This window comes from Paracoccus sp. NBH48, from assembly GCF_015390265.1.
GTDB classification, from domain to species: domain Bacteria; phylum Pseudomonadota; class Alphaproteobacteria; order Rhodobacterales; family Rhodobacteraceae; genus Paracoccus; species Paracoccus marcusii.
This window is the reverse complement of record NZ_VUOJ01000004.1, coordinates 102,571-121,060: the sequence shown is the minus strand read 5'-3', so window position 1 is coordinate 121,060 and position 18,490 is coordinate 102,571. Positions and strand designations below refer to the sequence as shown.

The 18,490-nt window shown below is 70.4% G+C and carries 16 protein-coding genes and 5 pseudogenes; 9 read left to right on the top strand and 12 right to left on the bottom strand.

The features are described from left to right. Window positions 1–60 precede the first annotated feature (60 nt). Together rsgA and F1642_RS07470 are read right to left on the bottom strand one after the other, a co-directional pair. Window positions 61–1,077, bottom strand: coding sequence for a ribosome small subunit-dependent GTPase A (rsgA, locus tag F1642_RS07475; RefSeq protein ID WP_194885912.1), 1,017 nt, complete (start codon window positions 1,075–1,077; stop codon window positions 61–63). Window positions 1,078–1,117: 40 nt separating this feature from the next. Further along, window positions 1,118–1,950, bottom strand: a pseudogene (locus tag F1642_RS07470) (LOG family protein). Between the two features lie 106 nt (window positions 1,951–2,056). Between F1642_RS07470 and dapD the strand changes: the two are divergent. The 3 genes and pseudogenes from dapD to F1642_RS07455 all read left to right on the top strand — a co-directional run bounded on the left by dapD (window position 2,057) and on the right by F1642_RS07455 (window position 3,969). Next, window positions 2,057–2,880, top strand: a pseudogene (gene dapD, locus F1642_RS07465) (2,3,4,5-tetrahydropyridine-2,6-dicarboxylate N-succinyltransferase). Further along, complete coding sequence (locus tag F1642_RS07460; protein ID WP_046000417.1) at window positions 2,880–3,335, top strand: YaiI/YqxD family protein; 456 nt, start codon at window positions 2,880–2,882, stop codon at window positions 3,333–3,335. The pseudogene dapD and the gene F1642_RS07460 overlap by 1 nt, the downstream one beginning before the upstream one ends. Window positions 3,336–3,390: 55 nt before the next feature. Further along, window positions 3,391–3,969 (top strand): exopolysaccharide biosynthesis protein, encoded by a 579-nt coding sequence (locus F1642_RS07455; protein WP_046000416.1) that lies wholly within the window; start codon window positions 3,391–3,393, stop codon window positions 3,967–3,969. An 88-nt stretch (window positions 3,970–4,057) separates the two neighbouring features. Here F1642_RS07455 and F1642_RS07450 read toward each other — a convergent pair. Next, a pseudogene (locus tag F1642_RS07450) lies at window positions 4,058–4,855 on the bottom strand (crotonase/enoyl-CoA hydratase family protein). A gap of 133 nt (window positions 4,856–4,988) precedes the next feature. Between F1642_RS07450 and F1642_RS07445 the strand changes: the two are divergent. Beyond that, window positions 4,989–6,278, top strand: a pseudogene (locus F1642_RS07445) (4-aminobutyrate--2-oxoglutarate transaminase). Here F1642_RS07445 and F1642_RS07440 read toward each other — a convergent pair. From F1642_RS07440 to F1642_RS07415, 6 genes and pseudogenes are all read right to left on the bottom strand, one after another. Next, window positions 6,275–7,199 (bottom strand): annotated as a pseudogene (locus tag F1642_RS07440) (AEC family transporter). The pseudogenes F1642_RS07445 and F1642_RS07440 sit on opposite strands and share 4 nt — an antisense overlap. 21 nt (window positions 7,200–7,220) lie before the next feature. Beyond that, window positions 7,221–8,195 (bottom strand): iron exporter MbfA, encoded by a 975-nt coding sequence (gene mbfA / locus F1642_RS07435; protein WP_127899244.1) that lies wholly within the window; start codon window positions 8,193–8,195, stop codon window positions 7,221–7,223. A gap of 15 nt (window positions 8,196–8,210) precedes the next feature. After that, window positions 8,211–8,474: a sulfurtransferase TusA family protein gene (locus tag F1642_RS07430; protein ID WP_046000412.1), complete on the bottom strand. Its 264-nt coding sequence runs from the start codon at window positions 8,472–8,474 to the stop codon at window positions 8,211–8,213. Then, on the bottom strand, window positions 8,471–8,983 hold the full coding sequence (locus F1642_RS07425; protein ID WP_194885911.1) for a DUF2478 domain-containing protein: 513 nt from the start codon (window positions 8,981–8,983) through the stop codon (window positions 8,471–8,473). Before F1642_RS07425 ends, F1642_RS07430 begins: the two co-directional genes overlap by 4 nt. Window positions 8,984–8,992: 9 nt before the next feature. Continuing rightward, window positions 8,993–9,619 (bottom strand): response regulator transcription factor, encoded by a 627-nt coding sequence (locus F1642_RS07420; protein ID WP_046000410.1) that lies wholly within the window; start codon window positions 9,617–9,619, stop codon window positions 8,993–8,995. Window positions 9,620–9,650: 31 nt separating this feature from the next. Beyond that, window positions 9,651–10,967: a histidine kinase gene (locus tag F1642_RS07415; protein WP_127897449.1), complete on the bottom strand. Its 1,317-nt coding sequence runs from the start codon at window positions 10,965–10,967 to the stop codon at window positions 9,651–9,653. Between the two features lie 117 nt (window positions 10,968–11,084). Here F1642_RS07415 and F1642_RS07410 point away from each other — a divergent pair, with 117 nt between their 5' ends. Genes F1642_RS07410 through F1642_RS07400 form a run of 3 tightly spaced genes read left to right on the top strand, consistent with a single transcriptional unit; the run spans window position 11,085 to window position 12,833 of the window. After that, window positions 11,085–11,537 carry a GAF domain-containing protein gene (locus tag F1642_RS07410; protein ID WP_194885910.1) on the top strand — a complete coding sequence of 151 codons (453 nt, stop codon included), beginning with the start codon at window positions 11,085–11,087 and terminating at the stop codon, window positions 11,535–11,537. 22 nt (window positions 11,538–11,559) lie between these two features. Beyond that, window positions 11,560–12,186: a LysE family translocator gene (locus tag F1642_RS07405; RefSeq protein ID WP_046000408.1), complete on the top strand. Its 627-nt coding sequence runs from the start codon at window positions 11,560–11,562 to the stop codon at window positions 12,184–12,186. After that, a complete protein-coding gene (locus tag F1642_RS07400; RefSeq protein ID WP_194885909.1) occupies window positions 12,183–12,833 on the top strand; it encodes a pseudouridine synthase in 651 nt (216 codons plus the stop codon). Before F1642_RS07405 ends, F1642_RS07400 begins: the two co-directional genes overlap by 4 nt. Here the strand turns inward: F1642_RS07400 and F1642_RS07395 are convergent. Next, the gene (locus F1642_RS07395) at window positions 12,830–13,612 is read right to left on the bottom strand and encodes an MBL fold metallo-hydrolase (RefSeq protein ID WP_194885908.1); all 783 of its coding nucleotides are present in this window, start codon (window positions 13,610–13,612) and stop codon (window positions 12,830–12,832) included. The genes F1642_RS07400 and F1642_RS07395 overlap by 4 nt on opposite strands. A 127-nt stretch (window positions 13,613–13,739) precedes the next feature. On the opposite strand from F1642_RS07395, the gene F1642_RS07390 reads away from it, so the two are divergent. Both F1642_RS07390 and F1642_RS07385 read left to right on the top strand, forming a co-directional pair. After that, complete coding sequence (locus tag F1642_RS07390) at window positions 13,740–14,795, top strand: saccharopine dehydrogenase (RefSeq protein ID WP_194885907.1); 1,056 nt, start codon at window positions 13,740–13,742, stop codon at window positions 14,793–14,795. A gap of 103 nt (window positions 14,796–14,898) precedes the next feature. Next, on the top strand, window positions 14,899–16,092 hold the full coding sequence (locus tag F1642_RS07385) for a PQQ-dependent sugar dehydrogenase (RefSeq protein ID WP_194885906.1): 1,194 nt from the start codon (window positions 14,899–14,901) through the stop codon (window positions 16,090–16,092). A gap of 52 nt (window positions 16,093–16,144) precedes the next feature. Here F1642_RS07385 and F1642_RS07380 read toward each other — a convergent pair whose 3' ends face one another. Continuing rightward, on the bottom strand, window positions 16,145–16,516 hold the full coding sequence (locus F1642_RS07380) for a DUF3775 domain-containing protein (RefSeq protein WP_046000403.1): 372 nt from the start codon (window positions 16,514–16,516) through the stop codon (window positions 16,145–16,147). A 48-nt stretch (window positions 16,517–16,564) separates the two neighbouring features. After that, entirely contained in the window at window positions 16,565–18,406 is a 1,842-nt protein-coding gene (mutL, locus tag F1642_RS07375; RefSeq protein ID WP_194885905.1) for a DNA mismatch repair endonuclease MutL, read from the bottom strand. Window positions 18,407–18,490: the final 84 nt, after the last annotated feature.

Genomic DNA, 18,490 nt, shown 5'->3' with positions numbered 1-18,490 from the left:
GTCCGCCAGGGGACGACCTCTCCCCCAGCGCGTGCAACATGATTGCGGGAGCAGTGATCATCAGCGCCGCCTGCCGCCGCGGGGCAGGGTGGTGCGGTTGCCGCGGGGTCCGGTCTGGACCGGGGTGTTGTCGCGGTTCTCGTCGTGCAGCTTGCGCCAGCGTTCCAGACGGTCCGCGTCCAGCGTGCCGGCGCGCACGGCCGCCTGCACCGCGCAGCCCGGTTCATGCGCATGGGTGCAGTCGCGGAACCGGCAATGGGGGGCCAGTTCGGTGATCTCGGCGAACAGCATCTCGATGCCCACGGCGACATCGGCCACGTGCAGCGTGCGCATGCCGGGCGTGTCGATGACCCAGCCCCCGCCCGCCACCGGATGCAGCGACCGCGCAGTGGTGGTGTGCCGCCCCTTGGCGTCCGATTCGCGGATCTCCCCGGTGGCCTGGGCATCGCGGCCCGACAGCGTGTTCAGCAGCGTCGATTTGCCCACCCCGGACGAACCCACCAGCGCGACCGTCCGCCCCGGTCCGCACCAGGGTGCCAGCACCGCGGCCGCATCGGGCGACTTGGCGTTCAGCGCCACGACCTGCAGCCCGCGCTGCAGGGTGCGGGCGCGGTCGACCCAGTCCGACGGGTCGTCGACCTTGTCGATCTTGTCGATCTTGGTCAGCACGATCACCGGGTCCGTCCCGGCCTCGTTCGCCAGGGCCAGATAGCGTTCCAGCCGCGCCGGGTTGAAATCGTCGTTGCACGACGTGACCACGAACAGCGTGTCCACGTTGGCGGCGATCAGCTGGCGGGCATCCGCCCCCTCGGTCCGGCGACGCAGCAGGGCGCGGCGGTCTAGCAGGCGGGCCACCACGCGCGTGTCGCCCTTGGCCAGCACCCAGTCGCCCACCGCAAAGTCTGCGGTCGTGGCATGCAGCGGCAGGTCCAGCCGGACCTGGCCCGCCCCGGTTTCGGCCATCAGCCGCGACCGGTGCACCGCGGCGATGCGCATGGGCACCAGCCCCGCATCGTCATCGGTGACCTGATCGGCAAAGAAGGGCCCCCAGCCCAGATCGTCCAGCGCGCGTGTCATGCGATCTGCATGATCGGGCCACGGGCGCGATGCAAGCGTTTCATTCCGGCGACCAGGCGTCGATGATCGCCACGGCCTCGTCCGCCGTCTCGACATAGCGGATCAGGTCCAGGTCGGACGCGCTTGATCGTGCCGGCGCGGGCCAGGGCCTGCCAGTTGATGATGCCGTCCCAGAACTCGGCGCCGAACAGCAGGACCGGGATGCGGGCCATGCGGCCGGTCTGGATCAGGGTCAGCGCCTCGAACAGCTCGTCCAGGGTGCCGAAGCCGCCGGGGAAGACCGTGATGGCGCGGGCGCGCATCAGGAAATGCATCTTGCGGATCGCGAAATAGTGGAAGTTGAAGCACAGGTCCGGCGTGACATAGGGGTTGGGGCGCCTGCTCGTGCGGCAGCACGATGCCCAGGCCGATCGACTGGCCGCCGACCTCCTGCGCGCCCAGGTTGCCCGCCTCCATGACGCCGGGGCCGCCGCCGGTGCAGATGACCAGGTCCTTGCCGCCCTGCACCAGGCTGCGTTCGGTCATCAAGCGGGCGAACAGGCGCGCCTCGGTATAGTATTTCGACAGTTCGGCCAAGGCCGGGCTGCGGGCGTCGCGGGCCGCGCCGTCGGGCGCCGGGATGCGCGCGCCGCCGAACATCACCACGGTGGATTCGATGCCGTGTTCGTCCATGATCATCTGGGGCTTCAGCAGTTCCAGCTGCAGGCGGACGGGGCGAAGCTCCTCGCGCAGCAGGAAGTCGCGGTCGCTGAAGGCCAGCTGATAGGACGGCGCACGGGTCTGGGGCGTGTCGGGCACATGCCGGGCGCGCGCCGCGTCGCGGCTGCTGGCGGGCAGGGTATGGGCGCGGTCCTGTTCGGTCGTATCGGTCATCAAGGCCTCGGGGTGGGGGATGCGCGGATTGCGCGGGCATTGGTTGATGCTTATAGCCCACAGGCAACAGTTTTCCACCCGGACGCGACAGCAGCAAGAGGCCAAGATGACCCAAGACCTGGAACAAGCCATCGAAACCGCGTGGGAGGCCCGCGCCGAGATCACCCCCGACACGCAGGGCGCCGCCCGCGAGGCCGTGCGCGAGACCCTGCACCAGCTGGACAGCGGCGCCCTGCGCGTGGCCGAAAAGCGCGGCGCCGACTGGCACGTGAACCAGTGGGCGAAAAAGGCGGTGCTGCTGTCCTTCCGCCTGAACGACATGGAGGAGATGGCCGGCGGTCCGCAGGGCACCTCGTGGTGGGACAAGGTTCCCGTCCAAGTTCCACGGCTGGACCCAGGACGACTGGCGCCGCGCGGGGTTCCGCGCCGTGCCGGGCGCGATCGTGCGGCGGTCGGCGTTCATCGGCAAGGGCGCGGTTCTGATGCCGTCCTTTGTCAACCTGGGCGCCCATGTGGGCGAGGGCGCGATGATCGACACCTGGGCCACCGTCGGGTCCTGCGCGCAGATCGGTAAGAACGTCCACCTGTCGGGCGGCGTCGGAATCGGCGGCGTGCTGGAGCCGCTGCAGGCGGGGCCGACGATCATCGAGGACGACTGCTTCATCGGCGGCGCGTTCGGAGGTGGTCGAGGGCTGCATCGTGCGCGAGGGATCGGTCCTGGGGATGGGCGTCTATATCGGCCAGTCGACCAAGATCGTCGACCGCGAGACGGGCAGCGTGACCTATGGCGAGGTTCCGGCGGGGTCGGTCGTGGTGTCGGGCACGATGCCGTCCAAGAACGGCGTGAACCTGTACTGTGCGGTGATTGTCAAGCGGGTCGACGCGCAGACGCGGTCCAAGACCTCGATCAACGAGCTGCTGCGCGACTGATGACCACGCTGTTCATCGATGCGGATGCCTGCCCGGTCAAGGCCGAGGCCGAGCGGGTGGCCGTCCGCATGGGTGTGCCCATGGTGCTGGTCTGCAACGGGGGCCTCAGGATGCCCACGCATCCGCTGGTCCGGCTGCAGATCGTGTCCGCGGGCCCGGACGAGGCCGACAAGTGGATCGCCGACAGCTGCGGTCCCGGCGACGTGGTGGTGACAGGCGACCTGCCGCTGGCGGATCGCTGCATCAAGGCGGGGGCGGCGGTGCTGACCCATGCCGGAGAGGTGCTGGACGTGCGCAACATCGGCCCACGGCTGGCCACGCGCGACCTGATGGCCGACATCCGCGCGGCGGACCCGTTCCACAAGGGCGGCGGGGCGGGGTTCGGCAAGGCCGACCGGGCACGGTTCCTGCAGTCGCTGGACCGGCTGCTGACCGCCGCACGCCGCGCGGGCTGAGCGCGGACCCCGTTACGCGTCAATGCGTTGCACCCCCGACAAGCAGGAGAATGCGATGAGCGATGACACCGTCATCACCGATCTGGTCGGCCGCGTGCGCAAGGGGGCCGAGGGCGACAAGGTCAGCGTCGGACAGATCGCCGAGGCCCTGGGCCAGGATTCGCTGCCCCCCAACCTGATGATCCCGGCCTTTGCGGTGGCGTCGCCCCTGTCGGGCGTGCCGCTGTTCTCCAGCATCTGCGGCCTGCTGATCGCGCTGGTGTCGGCGCAGATGCTGATCGGTCGCGATCACGTCTGGCTGCCGGGCTTCCTGATGCGGCGGCAGGTGTCCGGCGACCGGTTGCGCAAGGCACTTGACTGGATGGAGAAGCCCGCGCGGTTCCTGGACCGGGTCAGCCACGAGCGGCTGACCCCGCTGGTGCGCCGGCCCATGCGCTGGATCGTGCAGGGGATCTGCCTGTGCTGTGGGCTGGTGATGCCGCTGCTGGAATTCATTCCTTTCACCTCGTCGCTGATGGGCGTGGTGGTCAGCCTGCTGGCGTTCGGCCTGCTGGCGCGGGACGGGGTCTTCGTGCTGCTGGGGTTCCTGGCGATCGGCGGGGTGGTCACGCTGGTCCTGACCCTGATGCCCTGAGCGAGGAGCGGTCGGCCGGGGCATCGAGCCCCGGCCGACCGCTGCCGCGGCACGGGCCCAAGGCCCGCGACGCGACATGGCGCCCCTGTCAGACGGGCTTGATCTTGTCCGCGGTTCCGCCGGCGAAGGCCGCCAGCCTGTCGCGGGCCGCGGCTTGGGTGTTCACGACGCCGGCCACGGCGGCCTCGGCATAGGGCGGCGTCCAGCGCGCTCATGTTCTGCATGTGGCTGATGGCCGAGCAGATGGCGAAGTTCGACAGCGGCGGGTTCTGTGCCGCCTTGCGCGCGATCTGCAGCGCATGGGCGGCCGGGTCGTCGACCATGTATTGGCATAGCCCCACCGACACGGCCTCGTCCCCGCGATAGAGGCGCCCGGACAGCATCATGTCGATCATCCGCGCCTTGCCGATCAGGTCGGCCACGCGGATCGTGGCGCCGCCGCCCGTGAACAGGCCACGCTGCCCCTCGGGCAGGCCGAAATAGGTGCCGGGCCCCGCCACGCGGATATGCGCGGCGCTGGCCAGTTCCAGCCCGCCGCCCACGACCGCCCCCTGCAGGACGGCGATGACCGGCACGCCGCCATATTCCATCCGGTTGAACGCATCGTGCCAGCGCAGGCAGACCTGCATGAAATCGGCGGCGCTGCGATCCTCGCGGTGATGTTCCACCAGGTCCAGCCCCGCGCAGAAATGATCGCCCGCCGCGTCCAGGATCGCGGCGCGCACGCCCGCGCGGGGCAGGGTGGTGAAGATGTCGATCAGCTCCTCGATGGTGGCCAGGTCCAGCGCGTTGCGCTTGGCCGGGCGGTTCAGGGTGACGCGGGCGATGCCTCGTCGTCCACCGCCAGCAGGATGTTCGACAGCCTCAGATCCGCGATGTCGCGCATGTCCGGTTCCCTCCCTTGAACGTGCGCGTCCGGGGATAGCCCGCCCCGCCGCCTGCGTCGAGGCGAAGTTCGCCGTTGGCAAACGCGTGCGAAAGGATCACCCTTGGACCATCCATCCAGGGAGGGATGCACCATGAAGGACCTGACCGACGCCGCGACCAACGCGGCAACCGCCGCCCGCCGCCGCGCCGCCATGGCCCGCGGCGTGGGCGTGATGACCGACCCATTTCGCGGCACATGCCGAGAACGCCACCGTCACAGACATCGAGGGCAACCGCCTGATCGATTTCGCTGCCGGTATCGCGGTCGTGAACACCGGCCACCGCCACCCCCGCGTGATCGATGCCGTGCGCGCTCAGCTGGACGCGTTCACGCATACCTGCCACCAGGTTCTGCCCTATGAGAACTATGTCCGCCTGGCCGAGCGACTGAACGACGCGACCCCCGGCGATTTCGCCAAGAAGACGATCTTTGTCACCACCGGGGCCGAGGCCTGCGAGAACGCGGTCAAGATCGCCCGCGCGGCCACGAAGCGCGATGCGGTCATCGCCTTCACCGGCGCGTTCCACGGGCGGACCTTCATGGGAATGACGCTGACCGGCAAGGTCGTCCCCTACAAGAAGGGCTTCGGCGGCATGATGCCCGACGTCTTCCACGCGCCCTTCCCCTGCCGCTGCATGGGGTCACCACCGAGGACAGCCTTGCCGCCATCGACAAGCTGTTTAAGGCCGACCTGGACCCCGCCCGCGTCGCCGCCATCGTGTTCGAGCCGGTGCAGGGCGAGGGGGGCTTCTATCCCGCGCCCACCGATTTCGTCGTGGCGATCCGGGCGCTGTGCGACCGGCACGGCATCGTGATGATCGCGGACGAGGTGCAGACCGGCTTTGCCCGCACCGGTCGCCTGTTCGCGATGGAGCATCACGGCGTCGCGGCCGATCTGGTGACCATGGCCAAGGGTCTGGGCGGCGGGCTGCCCATCGCCGCGGTCACCGGCCGGGCCGAGATCATGGACGCGGCCGAGCCGGGGGGTCTGGGCGGCACCTATGGCGGCAACCCCTTGGGGATCGCTGCGGGCCTGGCGGTGCTGGACGTGATCGAGGAGGAGGGCCTGTGCGAACGCGCCGACCGCCTGGGCGTGGCGCTGAAGGCGCGGCTGGAGGCGATCCGGCCGCAGATGCCGGAACTGGCCGACATCCGGGGGCCGGGCTTCATGGTCGCGGCCGAGTTCATCGGGCCGGACGGGCCCGATGCGGGCCTGACCGCGCGGGTGCGCGAACAGGCGCTGGCGCGGGGGCTACTGCTGCTGACCTGCGGGGTGCATGGCAACGTGATCCGCTTCCTGGCGCCGCTGACCATCCCGGACGACCAGTTCGCGCAGGCGCTGGATATCCTGGAGGAGGCGATGCTGGCTGCGCGGACCTAGGCCCCGATCAGCAGGATCAGCGCGGGGATGGTCAGGATGCTGGCCGCGGTCGAGATCAGGATCGCGGTCGACACCCGCTGCTGCGCCAGCCCGAAATGCTGGGCCAGGATATAGACGTTGCCCGCGACCGGCAGGCCCGCCGCGACCACCATGACTCCTGCCGACACGGGATCCACCCCGAAGGCCCAGGCCGCCAGACCCACCGCGGCCGGGTGCAGGACCAGCTTGGCCCCCGACAGCCAGGCCGAGGGCGCCAGCCGCGCCAGGCTGCGCCCCGGCCAGGCTGGCGCCGATGGCGAACAGCGCGCCCGGCGTGGCGGCGGCGCCCAGGATCGACAGGAACTCGTCCAGGGGGCCGGGCATGGGCAGGGCCAGCCCGCCCCAGGACAGGCCCGCGACCATCGCCAGGATCATCGGGTTGGCCGCGATCCCCCGCAGCACCGGCACAATCGCGGCGACGCCGACCCCGCCATTGCGCGAGGCATGCACGATCAGCGTGATCAGCGTGGAAAAGACCAGCATGTCGATGATCAGCACCATCAGCACCGGCCCGATCGCCGCTGGGCCCAGCAGCACGACCAGCATCGGCACGCCCAGAAAGCCGGTGTTGCCGATCATGCAGCACTGCGCCTCCATCGCGGCCTCGGCCAGGCCCAGGCCGCGGGCGCGCGCGACCCACAGGCCCACCGCCCAGACCGCCGACGATCCCGACAGATAGGCCAGCACGAAGCGCAGATCGAACAGCTGGCCCAGATCGACCCCCGCGGCAAAGCGGAACAGCATCGCCGACAGCGCGAAATAGAACACGAACTTCGTCAGCCAGACCGCGCCCTGGGCGGGAAAGAACCGCGTGGCGGCGGCGACCCAGCCCAGCCCGATCAGGGCAAAGAAGGGCAGGGTCTTGAGCAGGATCTCGGTCATCTGGCCCCCGGGCGGGGGCCGTCAGCCCGATCCGATCAGCACCCCAACGGCCAGCACCAGACCACCGCCCACGACGACTTGCAAGACGGCCCGCCAGAAGGGCGTCTGCATCCAGCGGTTCTGGATCCAGGCGATGGCCCACAGCTCGACGAAGACGACGATGATGGCGATGGTGGTGGCGGTCCAGAAATCCGGGATCAGATAGGGCAGGGCGTGCCCCATCCCGCCCACGGTGGTCATCACCCCCGACGACAGTCCGCGCTTCAGCGGCGATCCGCGTCCCGACACCACGCCGTCATCGGATGCGGCCTCGGTAAAGCCCATGCTGATGCCTGCGCCGATGCTGGCGGCGGCGCCCACCAGGAAGGTCGTCCAGGGGTTCTGCGTGGCGAAGGCCACCGCAAAGATCGGCGCCAGGGTCGACACGCTGCCGTCCATCAGCCCCGCCAGCCCCGGCTGGACCCAGGTCAGGACGAAATCGCGATGGGCGACGGCATCTTCCTCGGCGCGGGCATCGGCGGGCAGAAGCTGTTCGGTCAGCTCGTGGGCGCGGTTCTCGTGTCCGCGCTCGGCGGCGGCCAGATCGCCCAGCAGCTTCCGCGTGCCGGCGTCCTGGCTGACCTGGGCGGCATGGGCATAGAACTCGGCCGCGTCGCGTTCCATGCCCGCGGCCTCGGCGCGGATGCGGTCCAGCGACAGGTTCTCGATCATCCAGGCGGGGCGGCGGGTGACATAGCCCGCGACATGTTCGCGGCGGATCACGGCGATGGCGTCCCCCCACCGGCGCTGGTGCATGTCCAGCAGCAGGCGGCGGTGGCCGTCCTCCTCGGCGCTCATGGCGTCGAACACGGCGGCGCTGGCGGGATAGTCCTTGCGCAGGAACGCCGCCCAGTTGCGATAGATGCGCGCGTCATCCTCCTCGGAGGCGATGGCCAGGGCCACGATCTCTTGCTCCGTCAACTCCGACAGGCGCTTGCGGGAGGGCAGGAAGGGCATGGTCATCGTCGGTGCTCAACTCTCTTCGGGGGCAGGATCGGCTGCCTGTCCGGTCGCGGGGCCGCGCCTGACCGTGAATTCCGTGACGCCGTCGCCCAGATCGCGCATCCCGATCATGGCATGCCCGGCCTGCCCGCAGAAATGCGGCACATCGACCATCGCCATGTCGTCCGTCGCGATCAGCCGCACGATGCCCCCTTCGGGTATCGCCAGCAGCTGCTTTCGCAGCCGCAGCACCGGCAGGGGACACAGCAGCCCCCGCGCGTCCAGGTCCGTCACGACGCCGCCGCGAATTGGTCCAGGCACCAGGACCGCAGCTGGTCGGGCCGGATCCGCACCGCCAGATCGCCCGCGAAATCCAGGAACGCCGCCTGCTGCTGGCGCGGCACATACAGGATCACCGGCTGCCCGTCGGCCACCGCCTGGCCGATCAGGTCACGAAAGCCGCGGCCCATCGCCTCCTGCCGGCCGAACTTGGGGATCACCACCAGGCCCGCGCCGGCCAGGCGGGGCGCGGTGCGCGCCACTGCCTCCTCCAGCGCGCCGGTATCCAGCCTGCAGCCCTGCGCCCCCGGCCCAAGCGACTGAGAGATGCGGACCGGATCGCCGGGATCGCCCAGCACGATCATCTCCATGTCGCAGGCGCAGTCGGGGCCCAGGTCCAGGTTGCGCTGCACCGCCCCCGCCACGGGCAGGCCGCGCGCCCGCAGGTCCGCCGCCAGCGCCTCCAGCGCCAGGTCGGCCGCGCCGGGCGTCGTGTCGGTGTCGTTCGTGAACCAAGCCAGCATGCCGACCCCCTATACGCCGCTGTCCAGCGCGAATTTCATCAAGCCGTTGATTCCGTCCACGCCCAGCTTCTTCTTGAGCGCCGACGAGGTGTTGGCCGCGGTCTTGTAGCTGACGCCCAGCTGATCCGCGATGGCCTGCAGCGCATGTCCCTGCCCGATCAGGGCCAGGACCTGGCGTTCGCGGTCCGACAGCGCGCCCAGGGGGTCGCCCGCCGCGCCCGCGCGCAGCGTGGCCAGCGCCATCGCCTGCTTGGGGGCCAGATAGAACTCTCCGGCCTCCAGCGTGCGCACGGCGTCGCGGAAATCGGACGGCGGGGCGTTCTTGGACAGGAACCCCTGCGCGCCCGCCTGCAGGGCACGGGCGGCAAAGCCTGTCTGGTCGTTCATCGAAAAGACCAGGATGCGCGCGTCGGGTGCGGCGGCCAGCAGCGGGGCGACCAGGTCCAGGCCACCCGCGCCGGGCAGGCTGATGTCCAGGACGATCAGGTCGGGGGCGGGGTCGCGGGTCAGCTGGTCCAGCGCCTCCTCTCCCGACATGGCCTGGCCCACCGGGTCATAGCCCAGATCGCGCAGCAGGCGGCTGGCGCCCAGATGGGTGATCGGGTGGTCGTCGATGACCAAGGCGCGTTTCGTCACGGGGTCGTCCTGTCCTCAGTGCTGGCGGTCGTCAGGGCTGTCCGGCCTGCCGGGGCAGGTCCGCGATCAGGCGCGTGCCGGGCGACCCGGCCTCGAGGCGCAGGGTGCCGCCCAGCAGGGTGATGCGTTCGCGCATGCCCGTCAGGCCGGTCCCCTCGCGCCGGTCGGGGGCCATGCCCACGCCGTCATCGGCCAGCACCATGCGCCAATGCGCCGGATCGGTCCAGAGCCGGATGTCCACCCGGTCCGCCCGGGCATGGCGCAGGGCGTTCGTGGTGCCCTCCTGCAGGATGCGGAACAGGGTCAGGGCGGTGGCCTCGTCGGGCTCGGGCAGGCCCGCGGCCATGTCCAGGGCAAAGCGGGTGCCCGGAAAGCGGCGGTTCAGATCGGCCACGTAATCCGCCAGCACCGTGGCCAAGGGCAGCTGTCCCACCGCCATCGGGCGCAGATCGTCCAGCAGGGTGCGGTTCACGCGGGCGATCTGTTCCGCGATCGCCGCGATCTGGTCGGCCGACGCGGCGGTCGCGGGGTCGGGCGCCGCCTCGCGCAGCGCATCGGCCTCGACCCGAAGGCCGAACAGGCACGGGCCCATCTCGTCGTGCAGGTCGCGGGCGATGGCCTTTCGTTCGGCGTCCGCGCGGGCGATCACCTGGTGCTGCAGGCGGGTGCGGTCGGTGCGGGCCTGTTCCAGCGCCTGCGCCAGCCGGTCGGCATGGGTGGCCAGCGCCGCCAGGTCGGGATGGGGCAGCGGGCCGATGCGGCTGTCCAGGTCGCCCCGCGTCATGTCGGACAGGCGCGCGGCGATGGTCGCGACCGGGCGCAACCCCTGTGCCAATGCCCCGGCGATCAGCGCCGCCTGCAGGACGGCCGCCGCCGCCGCCAGCGCCATCAGGTCGCGGATGTCACGCCAGGCGCGGGCGATCTCCTCGGCCGGGTCGCCGGTGATCAGCACATAGCCACGCGGGCGGCCGTCGATCACCACCGGCAGGCGGGTCTCCTGGGGGTCGGGGGCGACCAGGGCCGCGAACCAGCCGGGCGCGCGCAGCGCCGGGTCGGGCGGACCTGCGGGCTGGCGCAGCGTGCCGTCCAGCGCGTTCAGGATGCCGATGCGGGCATGGCGGGGTTCGGTCAGCCGTTCGGGCAGCCGCGCCATGATGCGGTCGGGCGGCACGGCCCCCTGCATCGTGCCAATCGTGGCCAGCACCAGGTTGCGCGCCGTCTCGGCGCCCATGCGCGTTTCGGTGGCGATGTCGCGGCGCAGCCGGTCCAGGCTGCCCAGGGCCAGCAGCGCGATCAGGCCCAGTTGGACGATCAGGATCAGCGTCAGGATGCGGGTGCGCAGCGTCATGGCGCGACAGTGCCGCCAAGCGGTTGCCGGGGCAATGGTCCGCGTCCCCGCCGCAATCGTCGCGGCGGTGAACGGGCGGGCTTTCCTGTCCCGACGGCCCCGCGTAAGGATATGCGGATGAGCGATTATGACGATCTGTCGGCCCGCATCCGGGCCCTGTGTGTGGGCGAGACCGACGAGGTCGCGCTGATGGCGACCGTCGCCTGCGAACTGCATCATTCCGACGACCGGTTCGACTGGACCGGCTTCTATCGCGTAGTGGACCCCGAACTGCTGAAGATCGGGCCCTATCAGGGCGGGCACGGCTGCCTGGTCATCCCGTTTTCGCGCGGGGTCTGCGGGGCGGCGGCGCGCACGCGCACGGTCCAGATCGTGCCCGATGTCGAGGCCTTCCCGGACCACATCGCCTGTTCCAGCAGCACCCGATCCGAGATCGTGCTGCCTGTCCTGGGCGCAGGCGGGCGGCTGATCGGGGTGCTGGACATCGACAGCGACCGTCCGGATGCCTTTGGTCAGGCCGACGTGGATGCGTTGACGGCGATTCTGGCGGACGCCTTCGGGCATCTGTGATCACGATGGGGACGGCAGCACGATGATCTGGGACACCTTGGCGAACATTCCCGCGGGACAGCTGACCGCGTTCATCGCGGGCGGGCTGGTCCTGAACTTTGCGCCCGGTCAGGACGTGTTCTTCGCTAGCGCCTGCGGCATCCAGGGCGGGCCGCGCGCCGGGGCCTGGGCCGGGTTCGGCGTGGGCCTGGGCGTGCTGATGCACGTGGCGCTGGCGACCGTGGGCCTGGGCGCGATCGTCGCCGCCCATCCCGAAGCGTTGCGCGCCATCAAATACGCGGGCGCGGCCTATCTGCTGTGGCTGGCGTGGAAAAGCTGGCGGTCGGGCGACATCGACCCGTCGGCCCGGGGCAGCGTCAGGGTCTGGAACATCATCCGCCGCGGGTTCCTGTCCAACGCGCTGAACCCCAAGCCGGTCCTGTTCCTGCTGGCCTTCCTGCCGCAGTTCACCAACCCCGCCTGGGGCCCGGTCTGGCAGCAGATCCTGGGCCTGGGGTTGATCTTCGCATTCACGGGGACGCTGGTGACCATGGGATACGGCATCGTCGGCGGGATCGCAGGTGGGGTGATCGGCAAGCGGCTGGGGATGGTCAACAAGATCGCCGCCGTCATGTTCGCGGGGCTGGCGCTGCGCCTCGTCTGGAAATGACCGAATTCGTCTATGCCCCGCCGCCGGACATCCCGGTAGTCCTGCATGCCGACGACCACGTTCTGGTGGTGGACAAGCAGGCGGGGTTGCTGTCGGTGCCGGGGCGCGGAGAGGATCGGGCCGACTGCCTGATCGCCCGCCTGCGCGAGGCGTTTCCGACCGTGCTGCTGGTGCATCGGCTGGACCTGGACACGTCGGGGGTGATGGTCTTTGCCTTGACCCCGCAGGCGCAGCGCGACCTGTCCAAGCAGTTCGAAGATCGGCTGACCAAGAAGGTCTATGTCGCACGGCTGTCGGGCCGCCTGCAGCCGGAAACCGGTCGGGTCGACCTGCCGCTGATCGTGGACTGGCCGAACCGGCCCCGCCAGAAGGTCGACCATGCCGAGGGCAGGCCCGCCCAGACCGATTGGCGCGTCGTCCGCGCGACCGATGCGGAAACACGGGTGCGCCTGATGCCCGTCACAGGGCGCAGCCACCAGCTGCGGGTGCACATGGCGTCCCTGGGCCACCCGATCCTGGGCGATCCGCTTTATGCGACGGGGACGGCCGCCGACCACCCCCGCCTGATGCTGCATGCCGAAAGCCTGCGGTTCCGCCACCCCGACACCGGGGTGCAGGCCGGGTTTTCGGCAAAGGTGCCGTTCTAGGCGTCCGCTTCGGCGTACCACGGCGCCACGACGACCTGGGTGCCCGACCCGCCCTCGGCCACCAAGGCCGCGAACGCGTCCAGGTCGCTGCCCCGGTGGTGGTAGGGATAGACCACGTCGGGGGCAAAGGCGGTGACTGCCGCCGCCGCTTGGTCCACCGACATCGTATAGGGCAGGTTCATCGGCAGGAACGCCACATGGATGTCGGTCAGGGCGCGCAGTTCGGGCGTATCCTCGGTATCGCCGGCGATCAGGAAACGCTGGCCCCCGATGGTCAGGATATAGCCGTTGTCGCGGCCCTGCGGATGGTTCTGCAGCCGGTCCTCGGTGATGTTGTATGCGGGGATGGCCTCGATCGGCAGGCCCAGGGCCTCTCCGCTGTCGCCATTGGCCATCGTCGTGGTGCGTTCGGCCATGGCGGCAGGCAGCATCCCGGCCACGGCGGGGTTGGCGATCATCGGCACCTCGGGCAGGGCGTCCACCGTCGGCTGGTCGTAATGGTCGCCGTGTTCATGGGTGATCAGGATCAGGTCGGGCGCAGGCAGGTTGGCATAGGCCTCGGCCCCGCCGACCGGATCGACATAGATCACCCCCGCAGGCGTCTCCAGGACCATGCTGGCGTGATCGACGGGGTGGATCACGACCTCTCCGCCCTCGACTGCATGGCGGAAGCCGCCGTCCTGTGCACGGGCGGCGCGGGGCAGGACCAAGGCGGGCAGGACGGCAGTGCCCATCAGGGCTGCGGCCAGTTTCAGCCCGGTGCGACGGGTCAGGTGCATGCTGTCTCCTGCGGAACGGCGGAAAGAAAGGCAAACCCCGGCGGCGTGCCGGGGGTTCCGGCCCGTGCTTGCGGCGCATTGCCGCGTGACCTACAGCTTGGGGCGCAAGCCGTGGCAGGGGATCGGGATGACACATCTGTGGGTCAGGGCGGAAAGCCGCTCGAACGAGGATCGCGTGGGCATCACCCCGGACGGGGTCGCCGCGCTGATCGGGCAGGGCATGCGCGTCACGGTCGAGGACAGCCCCCGCCGCATCATCCCGACCGAAGCCTATGCCAAGGCCGGCGCGACCATCGCCCCCGAGGGCAGCTGGCCCACCGCGCCCGACGACGCAATCGTCTTTGGCCTCAAGGAGCTGCCCGAGGACGGCACCCCCCTGCGCCATCGCCATGTGATGTTCGGCCACGCCTTCAAGGGCCAGCCCGCGGGTCGGGTGCTGCTGGACCGGTTCCGGGCCGGGGGCGGGGCGCTGTATGACCTGGAATATCTGACCGACGACACGGGGCGCAGGCTGGCGGCCTTCGGGTACTGGGCGGGCTATGCGGGGGCGGCGGTGTCGCTGATGGCCTGGGCCGCGCAGCAGTCGGGCGGCATCTGCGGGCCGGTGGCCGCCTATCCCGACCGGCACCGCCTGCTGGACGACCTGCGGGCGCGGCTGGACGCCACCGGCCGCCCGCGTCCGCGGGCCATCGTCATCGGCGCCAAGGGCCGCGTTGGCAGCGGCGCAGCCGACCTGCTGACCGCGATGGGCGTCACCGTGACCGGGTGGGACATGGCCGAGACCGCCCATGGCGGCCCCTTCCCCGAGGTGCTGATGCACGATGTCTTCGTCAACGCGATCCTGGCCCATCCCGGCGCCCCGGTCTTCGTGCCCGCCGATGCCGTGGCGCCGGGTCGTGCGCTGAGCGTCATCGGCGATGTGGCCTGCGACCCGACCAGCGATTTTTCCCCGATCAAGGTCTATGACCGCACCACCACCTGGGACGCGCCGGTCCTGCGGGTGGCGGATGCGCCGGTGCTGGACGTGATGGCGATCGACAACCTGCCCTCGATGCTGCCGCGCGAAAGCAGCGACGATTACGCGGCCCAGCTGCTGCCCGTGCTGCAGGGGCTGGACGACCTTGACGCGGGCGCCTGGGGCCGGGCGGGTGCGCTGTTTCGCGACCATCGCGACGCGCGCTGACATGGGCGCCGTCACGGCCGCCTGACAGGGACGTGTTGCCGCAGGGGGGAACGCCGGGCCGCGTCACGAATTGGGCAGGGTATTCACCGGATCGGAGGACCCCATGACGCGCCGTACGACGACAAGCCTGACCACCCTTGCCGCCACAGGATTCCTGGCCTCGATGGCCGCGGCGCAGGGTTTCAACGATGCCGCCCCCAACGGGGCCGCCTATGACCAAAAGCCCGCCTTCGAAGGCCAGACCCGCGCGCCCATGCTGGACAGCACCGGCCTGCAGCAGCAGGTTCTGGTCGAGGGGCTGGAGCATCCCTGGGGCCTGCAGGAGCTGCCCGACGGGAACTGGCTGATCACCGAACGCCCCGGCCGGATGCGCATCTATACCACAGACGGTACCCTGTCCGAACCCATTCAGGGGCTGCCCGAGGTCGATGCCCGCGACCAGGGCGGCCTGCACGACGTGTCCGTCGCGGACGATTTCGCCGACACCCGCCGCGTCTGGTGGACCTATGCCGAACCCCGCGGCAACGGCACGAACGCCACCGCCGTCGCGACCGGCATCCTGTCCGAGGACGGCACCACGATGGATGACGTCCAGCGCATCTGGCAGCAGCAGCCTGCATGGGCCTCGACCAAGCATTTCGGCGCGCGGATCGTGCACGACGGTGAGGGCCACATCTTTGTCGGCCTGGGCGAACGCAGCGACCCCGAACCCCGCCAATATGCCCAGGACCCGCAGGCGACATTGGGCAAGATCATCCGCATCAACGCCACCGACGGCACCCCGGCCGGGGCCGGAATCGAGGGCGCGCTGCCCGAGATCTGGTCCATCGGCCATCGCAACATCCAGGGCGCCGCGATGGGCCCTGACGGCCAGCTGTGGATGAACGAGCACGGCCCCAAGGGCGGTGACGAGCTGAATGCCGTCAATGGCGGCCTGAACTATGGCTGGCCCCTGGCCACCTACGGCACCGACTATAGCGGGGCCCAGATGGGCGCGACCCAGGTCGAGGGTACCGAACAGCCGGTCTATTACTGGGATCCGTCGCCCGCGATCAGCGGCATGGCCTTCTATGACGGCGACATGTTCCCCGACTGGCAGGGGGACGCGCTGATCGGCGGGTTGCGGTCGGGCGACATCATCCGGCTGGAACTGGACGGCACCACCGTGACCGGAGAGGCGCGCCTAGCCCAGGGCATCGGCCGCGTCCGCGAGGTCGAGGTCGCCCAGGACGGCGCCCTGGTCGTCATCACCGACGAGGAGAACGGCCGTCTGGTCCGCCTGACCCCGGAAGGGTGATCCGGCCACGATCGGTCTTGGTCTTGGGGCGGTCCTGCGGGGCCGCCCTTCGTCATACCGGACGCTGCAGGTCGTCCTCGATGTCGCCGGGAGAGATGCCCAGCCCTTCCAGCCCGGCCTCCAGCAGGTCGGCCAGTCGGGGTTCGCCCATCAGGTAATCCTCGGTCGGGATGGTCCGTTCGATCCGGGCGGTGCGGGTCGCCTCCTCCAGTTCGGACGGCTCAAAGCTGTCGCGCCCGATCCACATCACGGCGACCAGGCTGGCCTGCTCATCCTCGTTCAGGCCCGCGATGAAATCGTGCAACTCGCTCCGGGTGCCATGCTGGCGTCCGCCGCCCTGATGGGCCCAGGGATTCACGCCGCTTTCGTAATCGCGGGCGCGGATGATCACGTGGGCGATCTTGTCGACGGCAATCTGCAGCATCGCGGCACCTCCTGTCTGGGCACAGGATCGATCCGCGCGCGCCCTGCGTCAATCCCTGCGACCGAACAGGCGTTCGATGTCCGACAGCTGCAGCTTGACCCAGGTCGGGCGGCCGTGATTGCACTGGCCCGATTTGGGTGTCCGCTCCATCTCGCGCAGCAGGGCGTTCATCTCGTCCGCGCCCATCCGGCGGCCGGACCGGACCGACCCGTGGCAGGCCATCGACGACAGCACCGCATCGATGCGCGCCTGCAGCCGGTCCGACGCGCCCTGATCGGCCAGATCGTCCAGGATGTCGCGGATCAGCGCGCGCCCGTCCAGCCGCGCCAGCATTGCTGGCACCTCGCGCAGCGCGACCGCGCCCGGGCCGAACGGCTCGACCACCAGACCAAGCGCGACCAGATCGGCGGCGATGAACAGGATGCGATCGGCATCGGCCGGGGACAGCTCGACGATCTCGGGGATCAGCAGGGCCTGGGCCGGGATGCCCGCGGCCTGCGCCTGCGCCTTCAGCCGCTCATAGACCAGCCGTTCATGGGCGGCATGCTGATCGACGATCACCAGTCCGTCGGGCGTCTGCGCGATGATGTAGTTCTCGTGGATCTGCGCGCGCGCGGCCCCCAGGGGCGCGTCCTCCATCGGCGCGTCGGCCGCGACCGGGTCGAACCGCGCCGACGGCGTCTCGGCAAAGCCCGGCATCTGCAGGTCCAGCGCCGTCCGCACGGCCGCCGCTGACGGCCTGTCGGCCTGCCATGCGGGCCGCGGGTCTGACCGGTTTTCGGCCAGAGGTTCGGGTCGCGGTTCGACCTGCACCGCCTGCAGCGTCGCGTGGCCCACCGTGCTGGAGGCGCGGTGCCCGGCCCCCGCCATCGCGTGGCGCAGGCTGCCCACGACCAGCCCGCGGGCCGATTGCGGGTCGCGAAAGCGCACCTCGGCCTTGGCGGGGTGGACGTTCACGTCCACCATCTGCGGATCGCATTCCAGAAACAGCACCGCCGCCGGATGCCGGCCCGCCGCCAGCACGTCCATGTAGCCCGCCCTGAGCGCCCCGGTCAGCAGCTTGTCGCGCACCGGCCGCCCGTTCACGTACAGATGCTGCGCCACCGCCGCCCCGCGCGAATAGGTCGGCAGGGCGGCATAGCCCGTCAGGGTGATCCCGTCGCGTTCGGCATCCATGGGCAGGGCGTTGTCGATGAAATCCGTCCCCATCAGCCGGGTCAGCCGCATGGTCAGCGCCCCGAACAGCTCTCCCTGCTCGGCATCGGCGCGAAAGATCTCACGCCCGTCGGCGGTCAGCGAAAAGCCCACATAGGGTTCGGCCATCGCCAGGCGACGCACCGTGTCGGCCACCGCCTGCGTCTCGGCCCGGTCGGTGCGCAGGAACTTCAGCCGCGCGGGCGTGGCAAAGAACAGGTCGCGCAGCTCGACCACGGTGCCGCAATTGGCGGCCGCCGGGCGCAGCGGGTCCAGCCGCCCCCCGGTGACCGCGATGGACGCCCCCTCGCCCCCCCGGGTGCGCGAGGTGATGGTCAGCCGCCCGACCGCGCCAAGCGAGGGCAGCGCCTCGCCGCGAAAGCCGAAGCTGGTGATGGCCAGCAGGTCGGTCCCGTCGATCTTGCTGGTGGCATGGCGCGACAGGGCCAGCGGCAGGTCGTCCGGCACCATGCCGCAGCCGTCGTCGGTGACGCGGATCAGCCGCTTGCCGCCGTCCTGGATGGCGATCTCGATCCGGGTGGCGCCGGCGTCCAGCGCGTTCTCGACCAGTTCCTTGACCGCCGAGGCCGGGCGCTCGACCACCTCGCCCGCTGCGATGCGGTTGGCGGTGGCCTCATCCAGCTGGCGGATCACGGGGCGGCCGTCGGGGCGTATCTTGGGGGCATGGCTGTTCATCGCCCCAAATCTAGCAGGACCGCCCCGCCGCTGCCAGAGATTCGCGGGACATCAGCCCCCCGGAACGACCGCGCCGCGCCCCTT

Bases quoted from the DNA above. Each gene is read 5' to 3' on its own strand.
- rsgA (WP_194885912.1), bottom strand. From the start codon at position 1,077: ATGACACGCGCGCTGGACGATCTGGGCTGGGGGCCCTTCTTTGCCGAT.
- F1642_RS07460 (WP_046000417.1), top strand. From the start codon at position 2,880: ATGACCACGCTGTTCATCGATGCGGATGCCTGCCCGGTCAAGGCCGAG.
- F1642_RS07455 (WP_046000416.1), top strand. From the start codon at position 3,391: ATGAGCGATGACACCGTCATCACCGATCTGGTCGGCCGCGTGCGCAAG.
- mbfA (WP_127899244.1), bottom strand. From the start codon at position 8,195: ATGCCCTTCCTGCCCTCCCGCAAGCGCCTGTCGGAGTTGACGGAGCAA.
- F1642_RS07425 (WP_194885911.1), bottom strand. From the start codon at position 8,983: ATGCTGGCTTGGTTCACGAACGACACCGACACGACGCCCGGCGCGGCC.
- F1642_RS07415 (WP_127897449.1), bottom strand. From the start codon at position 10,967: ATGACGCTGCGCACCCGCATCCTGACGCTGATCCTGATCGTCCAACTG.
- F1642_RS07410 (WP_194885910.1), top strand. From the start codon at position 11,085: ATGAGCGATTATGACGATCTGTCGGCCCGCATCCGGGCCCTGTGTGTG.
- F1642_RS07405 (WP_046000408.1), top strand. From the start codon at position 11,560: ATGATCTGGGACACCTTGGCGAACATTCCCGCGGGACAGCTGACCGCG.
- F1642_RS07400 (WP_194885909.1), top strand. From the start codon at position 12,183: ATGACCGAATTCGTCTATGCCCCGCCGCCGGACATCCCGGTAGTCCTG.
- F1642_RS07395 (WP_194885908.1), bottom strand. From the start codon at position 13,612: ATGCACCTGACCCGTCGCACCGGGCTGAAACTGGCCGCAGCCCTGATG.
- F1642_RS07390 (WP_194885907.1), top strand. From the start codon at position 13,740: ATGACACATCTGTGGGTCAGGGCGGAAAGCCGCTCGAACGAGGATCGC.
- F1642_RS07385 (WP_194885906.1), top strand. From the start codon at position 14,899: ATGACGCGCCGTACGACGACAAGCCTGACCACCCTTGCCGCCACAGGA.
- F1642_RS07380 (WP_046000403.1), bottom strand. From the start codon at position 16,516: ATGCTGCAGATTGCCGTCGACAAGATCGCCCACGTGATCATCCGCGCC.
- mutL (WP_194885905.1), bottom strand. From the start codon at position 18,406: ATGAACAGCCATGCCCCCAAGATACGCCCCGACGGCCGCCCCGTGATC.